A 15349-nucleotide genomic window follows, 5' to 3' on the forward strand; every position below is an offset into this window, starting at 1 on the left:
AAACGCGACCGGGTCTCGCCAGCGGTCATACTTTAACCAATCGTAAACCATGCCCCCTTAACCGTTAACCAAGAGTGAGGGAGACGCACATGGTCGCACGGGCCTACACGGTTGCATTCCAAGGTGTCGACGCGCGCGAGGTCGAAGTGCAATGCGCCATGACGCCGGGCTTGCCCGCCTTTTCCATCGTGGGCCTGCCGGACAAGGCGGTGTCCGAAGCGCGCGACCGGGTCCGCGCGGCCCTGACGGCCATGTCCATCGCACTGCCGTCGAAACGGATCACGATCAACATGTCGCCCGCCGATCTGCCCAAGGAGGGATCGCATTTCGACCTGCCCATCGCGCTGGCGCTGCTTGCCGCCCTTGGCATCCTGCCCGAAGACACGGTGGAAGGCACCGTTGCCCTTGGAGAGCTGTCGCTGGACGGCACCCTCGTCCCCGTTCTGGGCGCCCTGCCCGCCGCCATGGCTGCAGCAGAACAGGACCGCGGGTTGCTGTGCCCTGCAGGGTCGGGGGCCGAAGCCGCATGGGTTGACGCGACCAAGGTCATTGCCGCCAGATCCCTTGGCGACGTGGTGCGACATTACACGGGACAGGTCCCGCTGGAACCGGCAAAGGCTGGACAGATCGCCCGGGGCACCGGACTGCCCGATTTGCGCGATGTCAAAGGACAGGAACGGGCTAAGCGGGCGATGGAGGTGGCCGCCGCCGGACGGCACCACTTCCTGATGGTCGGCACGCCCGGGTCCGGCAAATCCATGCTGGCCGCACGCCTACCGGGCATCTTGCCACCACTCTCGGCGATGGAAGCGCTCGAAACCTCGATGATCCACTCGCTGGCCGGATTGCTGGACGCGGGCGGCATTTCGATGGATCGCCCGTTTCGCGAGCCGCATCACACCGCTTCCATGGCCGCGATCATCGGCGGCGGGCGCGGGGCGAAACCCGGTGAGGTGTCACTGGCCCATAACGGCGTGCTGTTCATGGACGAATTCCCCGAGTTTCCGCGCACAGTGCTTGAGACCCTGCGCCAACCCATCGAGACGGGCGAGGTCATGGTGGCCCGCGCCAACAACCACGTGAAATACCCATGCCGGTTCATGCTGGTGGCGGCAGCCAACCCCTGCAAATGCGGCTACCTGTCGGACGCGTCCCGCGCCTGTGGCCGCGCGCCTGCTTGCGGAGAGGACTATATGGGGCGCATATCGGGGCCGCTGATGGACAGGTTCGACCTGCGGGTCGATGTGCCGCCCGTCACCTATACGGACCTCGACCTACCCGCCTCGGGCGACAGCTCTGCCGCGGTCGCAGCCCGCGTGGCGGCTGCACGACAGGTGCAAAGCGCCCGCTTGGCCGACACGGGCATGCGCAGCAATGCGGACCTGAGCGGCGCCGCGCTGGATGAATACGCTGCCCCAGACGCCGAGGGACGCGCCCTGCTGACCAAAGTGGCTGACCGGTTTGGCCTGTCAGCGCGCGGCTACCACAGGGTGCTGCGCGTGGCGCGGACCATTGCCGACCTTGATGGATCGCCGGACGTGCGCAAACCCCACGTGGCCGAGGCGGTCAGTTACCGGGTTCCGGCGCTTGTTCCAGTCTGAGCCATGATCCATTTCGCCAGAGTGTTCAGGGTGCGCCGCGCCTCGGGCAAGGTATTGTGGAAGATCGGCCAGACATGGGGCAGGTCGTATTCCTCGACATAGGTTACATTGACGCCTTGCCCTTGCATCTGGCCGACAATGCGGCGGCTATCATCCAGCAAAATCTCTGTATCACCCACAGTGATCCAGACCGGAGGCGCACCGGTGAAATCGGCAAAGAGCGGGCTGGCCAACGGGTTGGTCTCATCCGCGCCGTTCAGATACATCTGCGCCATTTTGCTCGCGCGTTCAGCGGGCAGTTCGACGTCCGCCTCGGCATTGTCTCGAATGCTGGCACCGGAAAACGTGAGGTCCGTAAGCGGAGAGAACGAAAAAACCGCGTCAGGCAGCGGCTCCCCCTCCGTCAGCAAATGCGCGAGCAACGACAAGGTCAATGCGCCGCCTGCGCTATCTCCGCCCACGACCAGGGGGCCACCCTGTGCGCGGCAGGCGTGATAGGCCGCAATCGCATGATCCAGCGCAGCGGGAAAGGGATGTTCAGGGGCCAGCGGATAGCGGGGCAGAACGGCGCAGGCGCCTGCCCGTTTCGCCAAGGCCGCGACCATGGCCCCGTGGGTATGAGGCGACCCGAAAACGAAACCACCGCCATGAAAGTAGAGGATCGTGACATCCGGTTTGGGCCCACGCCGGGGCGCCACCCAAAGGGCTTCCGCCCCAGCCAATGTGCCGGTTGCCAGACGTATGGAAAGCGGCGCGTGAAACAGAAACCTGGCCTTGCTTGCAAAACTGCGGCGCAAGGTCGCTTGATCAGATCTGCGCATATGCGGCTTTTCCGTCAGCCGCAGATAGGTGCTGAGAAGGGGCCGGAGAAGGCTCACCCGATCTTGCCCTCGATGGCCTTCCAGATCTTGCCAGCGATATTCACACCGTCAAACCGTTCCAGTTCCTGGATGCCAGTGGGAGAGGTCACGTTGATCTCGGTCAGGTAGTCGCCGATCACGTCGATGCCAACAAAGACCTGCCCCTTTTCCTTCAGCAAAGGACCGATAGCCGCGCAAATTTCCAGATCGCGGTCGGTCAGACCGATCTTCTCCGGTCGTCCGCCCACATGCATGTTCGACCGCGTTTCACCTGCGGCGGGCACACGGTTGATCGCACCTACGGCCTCTCCATCCACAAGGATGACACGCTTGTCGCCGTTGGAAACGTCGGGCAGGAATTTCTGGACAATCAACGGCTCGCGGCTGAAGCCGGTGAACAGCTCATGGAGCGAGGTCAGGTTGCGGTCATTGGCATCCAGACGGAACACGCCCGCGCCACCGTTGCCATAGAGCGGCTTGAGGATCACGTCACCATGCTTGGCCTTGAACGCCTTGATGGTGTCCAGATCGCGGGCAATCGTGGTGGGCGGCGTGAGATCCGGGAAGTCGAGGACCAACAGCTTTTCGGGATAGTTACGCACCCAGAACGGATCATTCACGACCAGTGCCTGCCCTTTCAGGCGATCCAGCAGATGGGTCGAGGTGATGTAATGCATGTCAAAGGGCGGATCCTGCCGCAACCATATGACATCGAAATCGGAAAGGTCGGCTTCGCGCTCCAGACCCAGCTGGGCGTGCTCTCCTTGCACCCTTTTTACCGTGAAGTCATGGCCGCGGGCGGTCACCCGCCCCTCCTGGTAGGCAAGGTGATCGGGTGAATAGAAAAACAGGGTATGACCCCGGGCCTGCGCCTCTTCCGCCAGGCGGAAACTGCTATCCGCATTGATATCCACGGACCCGATCGGGTCCATTTGAAAGGCGATCTTCATGGCGCAACTCCGCTGTGGTCTGCGCCACTAGATGGCGCAGCAGGCCCGGTCACGCAATGGCAAGCTATTGTGCAGGGTCGCAGAATGCCCTGCGCATGAGGTCAGACATACCCGGAAAAGGCGTTTTCGAGGATGTCGACAGCGCCCGCCTGGTCAACCAGAGCCACGTCAAAGCGCAGCTCTGTCAAAGACCCATCTGAAAGAGTTGCAAGGTATTCATCTGCCGTAGCACAAAGCCGTTTGACCTGTGCAGGCGTCACATGCGCGGCTGCCGACGCAAAGGACTTGCTGGTCTTCACCTCAACCATGACAAGCCCGATCACCGTGGAAAAGATCAGATCGATTTCGCCGCGCTGTCCGCGCCAGCGATCCGCGACCAACTTGTAGCCTGCCGCAATGTATGCACGTGCGACCACCTGCTCGGCGGCCATGCCGGCATGATATGACATATGCCCACGCGCCACGCGCGCATCAACGGGCTGAGCCGCACCAAAAGACCGTTCGTGCCGTGCCATGCGTTACCCTTCACGCCGTTAGCTGTCGCGTGCCAGTTCCAATGCGCGCTGATAGACGCGCCTGCGGGGCACCCCGAGTGTTTCCGCGACGAACGCCGCGGCATCCTTCACAGACATATCATTCAGCGCCGAGCCTAACGCACCATCAATGTCTTTTTCCTTAACAGCCGTCACTTCAGCGCGGCCGATCAGCACGACGATTTCGCCCTTTGGAGATGTGTCTTTGAACCTGGCCGCCAGATCACCCAATGTACCGTTTTGCACGTCTTCGAATTTCTTGGTCAGCTCCCGGCAGACGCTGGCTTGTCGATCCGCCCCCAGAACCTCGACCGCGTCTGCAAGCAGCGCACCGACACGTTTGGGCGATTCGTAGAGCACAAGTGTTGCCTGCACTTCAGCCAGACCTTGCAGTGCCTTCTGCCGGGCAGAGCGCGCGGCGGGCAAGAACCCGCCAAAATGGAAGGCATCTGTCGGCAATCCACCGATCACCAGCGCCGTCAGCACGGCCGATGGACCCGGTGCACATGTCACCGCAACGTCCGCCGCCCGGGCGGCGCGCCCCAGTTCGAACCCTGGATCTGCTATCAGGGGCATCCCGGCCTCGGACGCGTAAGCAACGCTTTCGCCACCTGCCGCCCGTGCCACAAGCCGTGTCACCTGCGCGCCCTTTGAATGCTCGTGCAATGCCTCGATCCGACGCCCACCAAGCGGAACCCCATGGATGTCCATCAGCTTGCGCAAGGAACGTGTGTCTTCGGCCACCAGCACATCCGCTGACGCCAGCACATCCAGCGCCCGCAAAGTGATATCCCGCGCCGTCCCAATCGGCACACCCACGAACCAAATGCCTGCGGACAGGGGCACCTCGATATGATTCAACGCTGGACCCGCCTTTCCTGACGTCTATTATCTGCCCCCAAAGACCGGGCAGGCCAATGTTATGCCCGGCACTTAGGGAGTGACAGTCTATGTTTGCGTTTTTCAAGACTCTGCGCAAGGCAGCGCGGCGGGCCATTGTACCTATAGCTGCCCTTGCACTGGCCGCATGTGACCCAGCCGCTCTGGGTGGCCTTGGCGGATCGTCGGGCGGTCCGCGCATTGATACGTCGAAACCTGTTCCGGTTGCATTGCTGGTGCCACGCGGATCCGGCCAAGCCAGTGACGAACTGCTGGCGAACAATCTGGAAAACGCGGCCCGGCTGGCCATGCGCGACCTCCAAGGTGTCCAGATCGACCTGCGGGTCTACGGCACTGCCGGCAACGCCGGGACTGCAGCAAGCCAGGCAGCGCAAGCCGTAAATGACGGCGCACAGATCATCGTGGGTCCGCTCTATGCCGAGGCAGCAAACGCTGCTGGCGTGGCCGTTGCGCCGCAAAACGTGAATGTGCTGGCATTTTCCAACAACACGACGATCGCCGGGGGCAACGTCTTTGTTCTGGGGTCGACCTTCGACAACACGGCAGACCGGCTTGTCAGCTACGCCGCGAGCCAGGGCAAGAACCGGGTTGTTGTCGTTCATGCCCAGGATGTCGCCGGTCAACTCGGTCGCAATGCCATCCAGCAGGCGATTTCGCGTAGCGGTGCCACCATGGTGGGAACGGTCGATTACCCGCTGTCGCAGCAAGGACTTGTGGCAGCTGTGCCAAGGGTCAAATCCGCCGTGGACAACTCGGGCGCCAACGCAGTGTTCATGACGGCGGCACCGGCGGCGGGCTTGCCCCTTTTGTCGCAATTGCTGCCCGAGGCAGGCATCAGCCCGACCACAACCCAATATGTCGGGCTCACACGTTGGGACCTCCCGCCACAAACGCTGGAATTGCCCGGTGTGCAGGGTGGCTGGTTCGCCCTGCCTGATCCGGCGCGATCCTCGGCTTTCCAGTCACAGTATCAAGCCGCCTATGGCAGCGCACCTCACCCGCTGGCTGGGCTGGCTTTTGATGGGATCGCCGCAATCGGCGCCCTTGCTGCGCAGGGTAGTGCCGGTGCACTAACGGGTTCGGCCCTGACCCAAGGGTCCGGCTTCCAGGGCGCGTCGGGTATTTTCCGTTTGCGCTCCGACGGCACCAACCAACGGGGCCTGGCCGTTGCCACAGTGCGCGACAACAGGGTTGTCGTAATTGATGCCGCCCCTCGCGGGTTTGGCGGCGCAGGCTTCTGATCCGGCTAAACGGCCACAACGGAGAACATATTGAGCGACACCGCCTTTCAGGCCCCAACCACGCCTGACCAACACCTGATCTGCGCCGCCACCGATATCTTCGATGGCGGCGCTTTCGATACGCTTCTGGGCAACAAACCGGACCGGGCGGCCATTGTCGCGCATCTGAAAGACGCTCAGAAGGCAGGACGAGCGGCCATCGCTGAAGCCTTCCGTACAAATCCGTTCGCGTCACGCCCCACAACGCAGGCATATGCGTTTCTGACCGATTGTCTGGTCCATGCAGCTCTGCGCACGGCGCAAACGGTGATGCACCCCAACCCGAACCCGACCAATGGCGAACGATTGGCTGTCCTGGCCGTGGGCGGCTACGGGCGGGGCGAAATGGCCCCCTTCTCTGACGTGGATCTGCTGTTTCTGACGCCTTACAAAATCACCCCCTGGGCCGAAAGCGTGATCGAAACCACGCTCTACATCCTGTGGGACCTCAAGCTAAAAGTGGGTCATTCCAGCCGCACGGTGCGAGATTGCCTCCGGCTCGGGGCCGAGGATTTCACAATTCGCACCGCCATGCTGGAGCACCGGTTTCTCTTTGGCGACGCCGCCCTGGCCAAGGAACTGGATACCAAACTACGGACCGACCTGTTCGACGGGACCGAGCGTGAATTCATCGAAGCCAAGCTTGCAGAACGGGACGCGCGGCATGTCCGACAGGGACAACGATATGTGGTCGAGCCCAACGTGAAAGAGGGCAAGGGCGGGCTACGCGATCTGCAATCGCTGTTCTGGATCGGTAAATATATCCACAAGGTGCAGGATGCAGCAGACCTTGTCCCTCTGGGCCTGTTCACGGATGAAGAATTTGACGCCTTTGTCGCGGCCGAGGATTTCCTGTGGGCCACCCGCTCTCACATGCACCTGATCTCGGGCCGGGCCACGGACCAGCTGACCTTTGATCTGCAAGCCGCCGTGGCCGAGGACATGGGATATCAGGACAAGGGTGGACGGCGGGCTGTCGAATGGTTCATGCAGGACTATTTCCTGCACGCGACTGAAGTGGGCGACCTGACGCGCATCTTCCTGACCAAGCTTGAAGCGACACACATCAAAGCCGAACCGCTGCTTGAACGGCTGTTCAAGCGCAAGCCGCGCATCAAACACGGCTACCAGGTGATCCACAATCGGATTGCGATTGCCGACGATGCCGTGTTTCTCGACGACAAACTAAACCTGCTGCGCATTTTCGAGGAAGCACTGCGCACAGGCATGCTGATCCACCCTGATGCGATGCGGATCATCAAGTCGAACCTGCACCTGATCGACGATGATATGCGCACCACGCCGGAAGCCCAGCGGCTGTTTCTGGATCTGCTGCTGAAACACGGCAATCCGGAACGCGCCCTGCGGCGGATGAACGAATTGGGCGTACTGGCCGCCTTTATCCCCGAATTTGAACCCATCGTCGCGATGATGCAGTTCAACATGTACCACTCCTATACGGTTGACGAACATATCATCCAGTGCATCGCGCAACTGGCCATGATCGAGCGCGATGAACTGGAAGAGGACCTGCCCGTCGCGTCCTCGATCCTCAAGGAAGGCGTGAACCGCAAGGTGCTCTATGTCGCGCTTCTGCTGCACGACATCGGCAAGGGACGGCCCGAAGATCACTCGATCCTCGGCGCGCAGATGGTCCGCAAGATCGCACCACGGCTGGGCCTGAAACAGGATGATGTGGACACGGTCGAATGGCTGGTGCGCTACCACCTGCTGATGTCCGACATGGCCCAGAAACGCGACATCGCCGACCCTCGCACCGTGCGTGACTTTGCCAAGGCGGTGCAGACCGTCAAACGGCTGGACCTGCTCTGCGTGCTGACGGTCTGCGACATCCGTGGTGTTGGCCCAACGACGTGGAACAACTGGAAGGCCGTGCTGATCCGCGCCCTCTATCGGCAAACCCGCCGCGCGCTTGAGGACGGCATGGAGGCGTTGACCCGAGAAGGCCGCGGAGCAGAGGCGAAAAAGGCGCTGCGGGCCGAGTTGGCGGAGTGGCCGCGCAAAGAGCTGCAAACCGAAACCGCCCGGCACTACGATCCCTATTGGCAGGGCCTTCACGTTACGGCCCACGTCGTCTTTGCCAGGCTCTTGCGCGACATCGACGAGAACGAGATCGCCATGGACCTGCATCCCGACGACGACCGCGACGCCACGCGCGCGTGCTTCGTCATGCCCGATCATCCCGGCATCTTTGCCCGACTGACCGGGGCGCTCGCGCTTGTGGGGGCCAACGTCGTGGATGCGCGCAGCTACACCACCTCCGACGGCTACGTGACCGATGCGTTCTGGATACAGGACGCTGACGGCAACCCCTACGAGGCCAGCCGCCTGCCCCGCCTGCGCAAGATGATCGAGCGCACGCTCGCGGGCGAGGTGATCACCCGCGACGCGATCAAGGATCGCGACAAGGTCAAGAAGCGCGAAAAGGCATTCAGGGTGCCCACGCACATCACCTTCGACAACGAAGGGTCCGACATCTACACCATCATCGAGGTCGACACGCGCGACCGTCCCGGTCTGCTACACGACCTCACACGCACGCTTGCGGCATCGAATGTCTACATCGCCAACGCGGTCATCGCGACCTATGGCGAACAGGTGGTCGATACCTTCTATGTGAAGGACATGTTCGGCCTGAAATACTACTCCGAGGCCAAACAGAAGACGCTTGAAAAGAAACTGCGCGCGGCAATCGTCGAGGGGGTCGAGCGGGCAGCGCAATAGGCGTCAGCCACCCGCATGAACGTCCGGCAGATCAGGTGATGACGTCGGGGCCATCGCGTCCGGTGCGCGCCTTGATCCCGGCCAGCGCGTCTGCGGCTGCGATGATGCCTGCCAAGGCCTCTTGCGGGTCCTGATCCAGCGCATCCGGCGCAGTTTCCAACTGCTCCAGATACACCCGCAGCGTCGCTCCATCGGTGCCAGTACCAGACAGGCGGAACACCACACGCCCGCCCCCTTCGAAATAGATGCGGATGCCTTGACCAGAGGACGTGGAGCCATCGACTGGATCGTCATAGGAAAACTCGTCCGCGCCCGAGACCGTCAGCCCACCAGCACTCTGCCCAGCCAAATCACCCAAACGGGCGCGCAGATTGGCAATCAGGTCATTCGCCGCCGCGCTATCCACCGCCTCGTAATCATGGCGCGAATAGTAGTTGCGCCCATAGCTCGCCCAATGTGCCGCCATCAGATCAGATACGGACTTGCCCGTGGCGGCCAGAATGTTCAGCCACAGCAGAACGGCCCATAGACCGTCCTTCTCGCGCACATGGTTTGATCCGGTGCCCGCGCTTTCTTCACCACACAATGTCACCTTGTCCGCATCCAGCAGGTTGCCAAAGAACTTCCAACCGGTGGGTGTCTCGAAATGCGCCATGCCCTTGGCCTCGGCAACGCGATCTGCAGCGGCAGAGGTCGGCATGGACCGCGCCACCCCAGCCAGACCACCCGAATAGCCGGGTGCCAGATCGGCCTTGTCTGCCAGCAGCGCCAAACTATCCGACGGGCTGACATAGCACCGCCGCCCCACAATCATGTTGCGGTCGCCATCGCCATCCGACGCCGCCCCAAAGTCAGGCGCGTCACCCGCATACATCACATCCATCAGCGCCTTGGCCCAGACCGGGTTCGGGTCAGGGTGCCCGCCACCAAAATCCGGGCTAGGGACGCCATTCATCACCGTGCCCGCAGGCGCGCCCAGACGGTTCTCAAGGATCTCATGCGCATAGGGCCCGGTGACAGCGTGCATGGCGTCAAAGCACATGCGGAACCCACCGCGAAACAGGGCCGCGATGGCGTCGAAGTCAAACAGGGTGCCCATCAACTCGGCATAGTCCGCAACCGGGTCGACAATCTCGATCCGCATATCACCCAACTGGCTGTCGCCCAGCGCGTTCAGGTCCACCGCGCCGCCTTCAAGAATGTGATAGGCGTCAATCTGCGTCGTCCGGGCAAAGATCTTCTCGGTCACGCCCTCAGTCGCAGGGCCACCGTTCGGACCGTTGTATTTCAGGCCAAAATCCGCATCCGGCCCGCCGGGATTGTGGCTGGCCGACAGGATCAACCCACCATCAGCGCCACGCTTGCGGATCAGGTGCGAGGCCGCGGGCGTGGACAACAACCCGCCCTGCCCGACGATGCACTTGGCAGCGCCGTTGGCCGCCGCCATCCTCAGGATGGTCCCGATGGCAACGTCGTTAAAGTACCGCCCGTCGCCGCCCACCACGAGCGTCTTGCCCGCAACACCGCCAATGCCGCCGAAAATCGCCTGCGTGTAATTCTCAAGGTATCCGGGCTGCATGAAGATCGCCGTCTTCTTGCGCAAGCCGCTGGTGCCCGGTTTCTGGCCGTCGATGGGTGTCACCTTCACCGTTTGAACTGTCATGCTTTGACCTTTCTTTCCTGGGTCGCCTTTTTGCCTGTGGGCGTGCTGCCAATCGGGCACAGCTCAAGCGCGACAACACTGTTGGGCGCGACAGACACGGTGCCGGACCGGGATGTTTCAGCAACATGGCCAGACGTATCGATGACACGCTGCCAGCGGTGCCCGGGCAGGGTCTCGGGCAGCGTCGCACGGGTTTTGCCGCCCGCATTGAACAGGATGTAAATGGCACCAAGGCGCGGCTCATAGGCGGGCGTGCCGCGCGCCATCCGCATCTCGACCCCAAGGAATTTCAACTCGGGCCGCTGCCAATCCTCTTCCGCCATCGCGGTGCCGTCGGCCTTGCGCCAGAACACATCCGGCTTGCCATCAACCGCCCGCTTGCCCGCATGTAAAAACCGCTTCTGGCGCAGGATCGGGCTAGACTTGCGAAACGCGATGATCTGGCGGCAGAAGGCCAGGAAATCAGGATCGGCCTCGTCCCAGTTGACCCATCCAATCTCGTTGTCCTGACAATAGGCGTTGTTGTTGCCACCTTGGCTATTGCCCAACTCGTCGCCCGCCAGGATCATCGGCGTGCCCTGGCTCAGCATCAGGGTGGCGAGCATATTGCGCCGCCGTTGGGCCCGCAGGGCCATGATCGCCGGATCATCCGTCGGCCCCTCAACCCCGCAATTGTCCGAACAATTGTGATCATGCCCGTCGCGGTTGCCTTCGCCATTCGCGGCGTTGTGTTTTTCGTTGTAGCTGACGGTGTCCATCAGCGTGAAACCGTCATGGGCGGTGACAAAGTTGATCGACGACGTGGCAGGCCGCCCGTCATGGTCAAAGCGCAGGGCCGACCCGGTTACATGCCCCGCCAGCTTGCGGGTGATGCAGGCATCCCCGCGCCAGAACTTGCGCACGTTGTCCCGGTACTTGTCATTCCATTCGGTAAAGGGCGATGGAAAGGCCCCCAGCTGATAGCCGCCAGGGCCGACATCCCATGGCTCCGCAATCATCTTGACCTTGTTCAGCACCGGATCCTGCCGGATCGCACGGCAAAACGGCCCGTCCCGATCAAAGCCGCCCGAGGTGCGCGCAAGGGTCGAGGCAAGGTCAAAACGGAACCCGTCCACATGCATCACCTCAACCCAATAGCGCAAGCTGTCCATCACCATGCGCAGGACAAAGGGATGATCCAGATCCAGCGTATTACCGCAACCCGTATCGTTCACATAGTAGCGCGGATCGTCCGTTAGCCGGTAATAGCTCGCGTTGTCAAAGCCTCGGAAAGACAGGGTAGGCCCGCGCTGATCTCCTTCGGCAGTGTGGTTGTAAACCACGTCGAGGATCACCTCGATCCCGGCAGCATGGAAGCGCGCCACCATCTGTTGGAATTCAGAAATGTCGTGATTGCTCAGATACTTCGGCTCAGGCGCAAAGAACCCGTAGGTCATGTAGCCCCAGTAGTTGCTCAGCCCCTTGTCCACGAGGAACCGGTCATCGACAGCGGCCTGCGCAGGCATCAACTCAATCGCCGTCACCCCCAGATCAGTCAGATGGTCCAGCATCTGGTCCGACGCCATGCCAAGGAAACGGCCCGCATGGTTTATGTCCTTGCGCTGCGTGGTCAGCCCTTTGACATGCGCCTCGTAGATCACCGTATCGGACCACGGTGTATCAAGGCGCAGGCGTTCGCTCCGTCCCCATGTGAATGCCGGATCAACAACAACGGACCGTGGCATGTATTCCGCGCTGTCACGGGTGTCGAAACTCATGTCCTTGTCAGCATGCCCAATCTCGTAGCCGTAAAGCGCATCATGCCACTGCACCTGCCCCGCCAATCGCTTGGCATAGGGGTCCATCAACAGCTTGTACGGGTTGAAGCGGTGACCTTCCTCGGGCGCATAAGGCCCATGCACGCGGTAGCCATATTGCTGCCCGGGCCGCAGTCCAGCGATATAGCCGTGCCAGATATGGCCCTCGCGCTCGGCCAGATCGACAAGGTACACCTCGCGCCCCTGATCGTCGCACAGGCACAGCGCCACGCGGGTCGCGTGCTGGGAAAACACGGCAAAGTTCACGCCCTCGCCGTCGAACGTGGCCCCCAAAGGATGCGGGCGGCCCGCGCTCAGTTGGAATGGTGTCATTCAGCAGCCTTTACCAGGTCGTCATACAGCGCGGCATAGGCCGCAGCCGATGGCGCCCACCCCACGGGCTGCGCCATCGCGTTTCGCTGCATCTTTGACCACAGCTTGGGCGCGGCGAAAAGGTCGCAAAGCTGCATCAACACGTTTGAGAGGGCGTCCGCCGTCACAGGGTGAAATTGCAGGCCGGTTGCAACCTCCTTGGCCATGGTCGCAGGCGTGGCCGGAATCACCGTATCCGCCAGCCCGCCGGTCAGCGCAACAACGGGCAAGGTGCCGTATTGCAGGCCATACAGCTGGGTCAGCCCACAAGGCTCGAACCGCGACGGGACAAGGATCGCATCACCGCCCGCCATCATCCTGTGCGACAGTGCCTCGTCATAACCAATCCGCGCCGCAACATGCGGGTGGTCATACCCGGCAAACGCCTTCTCCAACGCGGGATCGCCAGAGCCCAACAGCACCAACTGCCCGCCCCGGTCAAGCAGCGCAGGCAAGGCGTCCAAGAGCAGGTCCAACCCCTTCTGCTCGGTCAGGCGCGACACCACCACGCACAGCGGGCCCTCGGCCTCCGGCAACCCGAACTCGTCGCGCAAAGCCGCCTTGTTCGCAGCCTTCCCGCGCGGGGTCTTGTACTGATGAATGTGCGTATCGACCCCAGGCGACCACACCTCCAGATCAATGCCGTTCAGAATGCCCGACAGATCCGCCTTGCGGGTCTGCAGCACGCCGTCCAGCCCCATGCCGAACTCGGGCGTCATCAATTCGCGTGCATAGGTGGGCGACACAGTGGTCAGCCGGTCGGCCCAGACCAGACCCGCCTTCAACGCCGAAATTTGCCCCCAGTATTCGACCCCCTCGCGGGTCAGATCGGCCTTGGCAATGCCCAGCGCCTTGGCGCGTGCCATCGGCACCAGCCCCTGAAAGGCAATGTTGTGGATGGTCAGGACGCTCGGCACTGAAACTCCGTCACGCTTCAGGTAGTAAGGCACCAACCCCGCCTGCCAGTCATGGCAATGCACCAGATCAGGTCGCCACTGCCCCAGTGTTCCACCCGCAATATCCGCCGCAACCCGGCTCAGCGCAGCAAAACGCTCGGGGTTGTCAGGCCAGTCTACTCCATCGTCGTTCAGGTAAATCCCGGCACCCCGGTCAAACAGATGCGGCGCATCCAGCACAAACAGGCTCAGACCAGCCGCCTCGCCCGACAAAAGCCGCGCCGCCCCACCAAAAAGATCGCCTACTTCCGCAACGCATTGGGCACCCGTCAACGCCTTCATCACAGCCGAATACCCCGGCAACAACGTCCGCATCTCGACATCCAAAGGCGCCAATGCACCCGGCAAAGCCCCCGCCACGTCAGCCAGCCCGCCGGTTTTGACCAGCAGGGCACATTCAGACGCAACAGACAGAACCTTGATCATTGCGCGGCCTTCCATGCCTCCACCATATCCTTGGTGATCAGCGTAGTGCCCTTTTCCGACACGCGGAAGAACTTGGCATCCTCCACGGGGTCCTCGCCCACAACCAACCCGGTGGGAATCTCAACCCCCCGATCAATCACGCATTTGCGCAACCGGGCCGACCGGTTGATGACCACGTTGGGCAAGACAACCGAATGATCCAGCACGGCATAGGAATTGGTGTGCACCTGCGTGAACAACAGCGAATTGCGCACCTCGGTGCCCGAAATGATGCACCCGCCCGAAACCATGGACGAGATCGCCACCCCGCGCCGGTCCTTCTCATCATGGATGAACTTCGCGGGTGGCACGCTTTCGGAATAGGTCCAGATGGGCCAGCTCTGATCCCACAAATCCAGCTCGGGCGTGAAATCGGTCAGGTCGATATTCGCCTCCCAGAACGCATCAAGCGTCCCCACATCCCGCCAGTAACTCGGCGCGCCCTCGCCCCGGACACAAGAATCGTCAAAGCGATGCGCCACGGCTTTGCCGCCCTTCACGATCTCGGGGATCAGGTCATTGCCGAAATCATGGCTCGAATTCGGATCGGCGGCATCGGCAATCAGCAACTCGCGCAGATACTTCCAATTGAAGACGTAAATCCCCATCGACGCCAACGCCTTGGTCGGGTCCTCGGGCGTGCTGGGCGGATCGGCGGGCTTCTCCAGAAAGGACGTGATCTGGCTGTGCGCGTCGACCGCCATCACGCCAAAGGCGGACGCATCGGCCCGCGGGACGGTCAGGCACCCCACGGTTACATCCGCACCCTGCTCCACATGCTGGCGTAGCATGATCTCGTAATCCATCTTGTAGATGTGGTCGCCTGCAAGGATTACGATGTATTCGATGCCATAACTATCAACGATATCAATATTTTGCGTAACCGCATCGGCGGTGCCACGATACCACATCTCCTCGGACACACGCTGCGAGGCGGGCAGAATATCCAGAAACTCGTTCCGCTCTGCCCGGAAAAAGTTCCAGCCCCGTTGACAATGACGGATCAGGGAATGGGCCTTGTATTGCGTGGCCACGGCCATGCGGCGGATGCCGGAATTGACGGCATTGGACAGGGCAAAGTCGATGATCCGCGTCTTGCCGCCAAAGTAGACAGCGGGTTTCACCCGCCGGTCGGTCAACTCCTTCAACCGCGATCCGCGCCCGCCCGCCAGCACGAATGCCATGGACCTCTGGGACAACCGTGTCATGTCCGCCATATCGTTTCCTC

The 15349-nt window shown here is 61.9% G+C and carries 11 protein-coding genes; 3 read left to right on the plus strand and 8 right to left on the minus strand.

Annotation, left to right across the window (positions count from 1 at the left end; translation table 11 throughout):
• The first annotated feature begins 89 nt into the window (after positions 1–89).
• Entirely contained in the window at positions 90–1601 is a 1512-nt protein-coding gene (locus Q1A75_RS08970) for a YifB family Mg chelatase-like AAA ATPase (protein ID WP_299547561.1), read from the plus strand.
• Here Q1A75_RS08970 and Q1A75_RS08975 read toward each other — a convergent pair.
• From Q1A75_RS08975 to rsmI, 4 genes are all read right to left on the minus strand, one after another.
• Complete coding sequence (locus Q1A75_RS08975; protein WP_299547558.1) at positions 1571–2479, minus strand: alpha/beta hydrolase; 909 nt, start codon at positions 2477–2479, stop codon at positions 1571–1573. The two genes, Q1A75_RS08970 and Q1A75_RS08975, sit on opposite strands and share 31 nt — an antisense overlap.
• Positions 2476–3411, minus strand: coding sequence for a glutathione synthase (gene gshB / locus Q1A75_RS08980; protein WP_299547555.1), 936 nt, complete (start codon positions 3409–3411; stop codon positions 2476–2478). Before gshB ends, Q1A75_RS08975 begins: the two co-directional genes overlap by 4 nt.
• 101 nt (positions 3412–3512) lie before the next feature.
• Complete coding sequence (locus tag Q1A75_RS08985) at positions 3513–3926, minus strand: YraN family protein (protein ID WP_299547551.1); 414 nt, start codon at positions 3924–3926, stop codon at positions 3513–3515.
• Positions 3927–3944: 18 nt separating this feature from the next.
• Entirely contained in the window at positions 3945–4805 is an 861-nt protein-coding gene (gene rsmI, locus Q1A75_RS08990) for a 16S rRNA (cytidine(1402)-2'-O)-methyltransferase (RefSeq protein ID WP_299547548.1), read from the minus strand.
• 89 nt (positions 4806–4894) lie between these two features.
• Here rsmI and Q1A75_RS08995 point away from each other — a divergent pair, with 89 nt between their 5' ends.
• Together Q1A75_RS08995 and Q1A75_RS09000 are read left to right on the plus strand one after the other, a co-directional pair.
• Positions 4895–6085 carry a penicillin-binding protein activator gene (locus Q1A75_RS08995; RefSeq protein WP_299547545.1) on the plus strand — a complete coding sequence of 397 codons (1191 nt, stop codon included), beginning with the start codon at positions 4895–4897 and terminating at the stop codon, positions 6083–6085.
• 126 nt (positions 6086–6211) lie between these two features.
• The gene (locus tag Q1A75_RS09000; RefSeq protein ID WP_299547736.1) at positions 6212–8869 is read left to right on the plus strand and encodes a [protein-PII] uridylyltransferase; all 2658 of its coding nucleotides are present in this window, start codon (positions 6212–6214) and stop codon (positions 8867–8869) included.
• A 31-nt stretch (positions 8870–8900) separates the two neighbouring features.
• Here Q1A75_RS09000 and Q1A75_RS09005 read toward each other — a convergent pair whose 3' ends face one another.
• The 4 genes from Q1A75_RS09005 to glgC are packed head-to-tail and all read right to left on the minus strand — an operon-like array spanning position 8901 to position 15329.
• On the minus strand, positions 8901–10532 hold the full coding sequence (locus Q1A75_RS09005) for an alpha-D-glucose phosphate-specific phosphoglucomutase (protein ID WP_299547542.1): 1632 nt from the start codon (positions 10530–10532) through the stop codon (positions 8901–8903).
• Positions 10529–12661 (minus strand): glycogen debranching protein GlgX, encoded by a 2133-nt coding sequence (gene glgX, locus Q1A75_RS09010; protein ID WP_299547539.1) that lies wholly within the window; start codon positions 12659–12661, stop codon positions 10529–10531. Before glgX ends, Q1A75_RS09005 begins: the two co-directional genes overlap by 4 nt.
• Positions 12658–14082 (minus strand): glycogen synthase GlgA, encoded by a 1425-nt coding sequence (glgA, locus tag Q1A75_RS09015; RefSeq protein WP_299547733.1) that lies wholly within the window; start codon positions 14080–14082, stop codon positions 12658–12660. Before glgA ends, glgX begins: the two co-directional genes overlap by 4 nt.
• On the minus strand, positions 14079–15329 hold the full coding sequence (gene glgC / locus Q1A75_RS09020; RefSeq protein WP_299547730.1) for a glucose-1-phosphate adenylyltransferase: 1251 nt from the start codon (positions 15327–15329) through the stop codon (positions 14079–14081). Before glgC ends, glgA begins: the two co-directional genes overlap by 4 nt.
• Positions 15330–15349 lie beyond the last annotated feature (20 nt).

The organism is uncultured Tateyamaria sp. (genome assembly GCF_947504105.1).
GTDB lineage: Bacteria > Pseudomonadota > Alphaproteobacteria > Rhodobacterales > Rhodobacteraceae > Tateyamaria.

Bases quoted from the DNA above. Each gene is read 5' to 3' on its own strand.
- Q1A75_RS08970 (WP_299547561.1), top strand. From the start codon at position 90: ATGGTCGCACGGGCCTACACGGTTGCATTCCAAGGTGTCGACGCGCGC.
- Q1A75_RS09005 (WP_299547542.1), bottom strand. From the start codon at position 10,532: ATGACAGTTCAAACGGTGAAGGTGACACCCATCGACGGCCAGAAACCG.
- Q1A75_RS08995 (WP_299547545.1), top strand. From the start codon at position 4,895: ATGTTTGCGTTTTTCAAGACTCTGCGCAAGGCAGCGCGGCGGGCCATT.
- glgX (WP_299547539.1), bottom strand. From the start codon at position 12,661: ATGACACCATTCCAACTGAGCGCGGGCCGCCCGCATCCTTTGGGGGCC.
- Q1A75_RS08985 (WP_299547551.1), bottom strand. From the start codon at position 3,926: ATGGCACGGCACGAACGGTCTTTTGGTGCGGCTCAGCCCGTTGATGCG.
- glgA (WP_299547733.1), bottom strand. From the start codon at position 14,082: ATGATCAAGGTTCTGTCTGTTGCGTCTGAATGTGCCCTGCTGGTCAAA.
- gshB (WP_299547555.1), bottom strand. From the start codon at position 3,411: ATGAAGATCGCCTTTCAAATGGACCCGATCGGGTCCGTGGATATCAAT.
- glgC (WP_299547730.1), bottom strand. From the start codon at position 15,329: ATGACACGGTTGTCCCAGAGGTCCATGGCATTCGTGCTGGCGGGCGGG.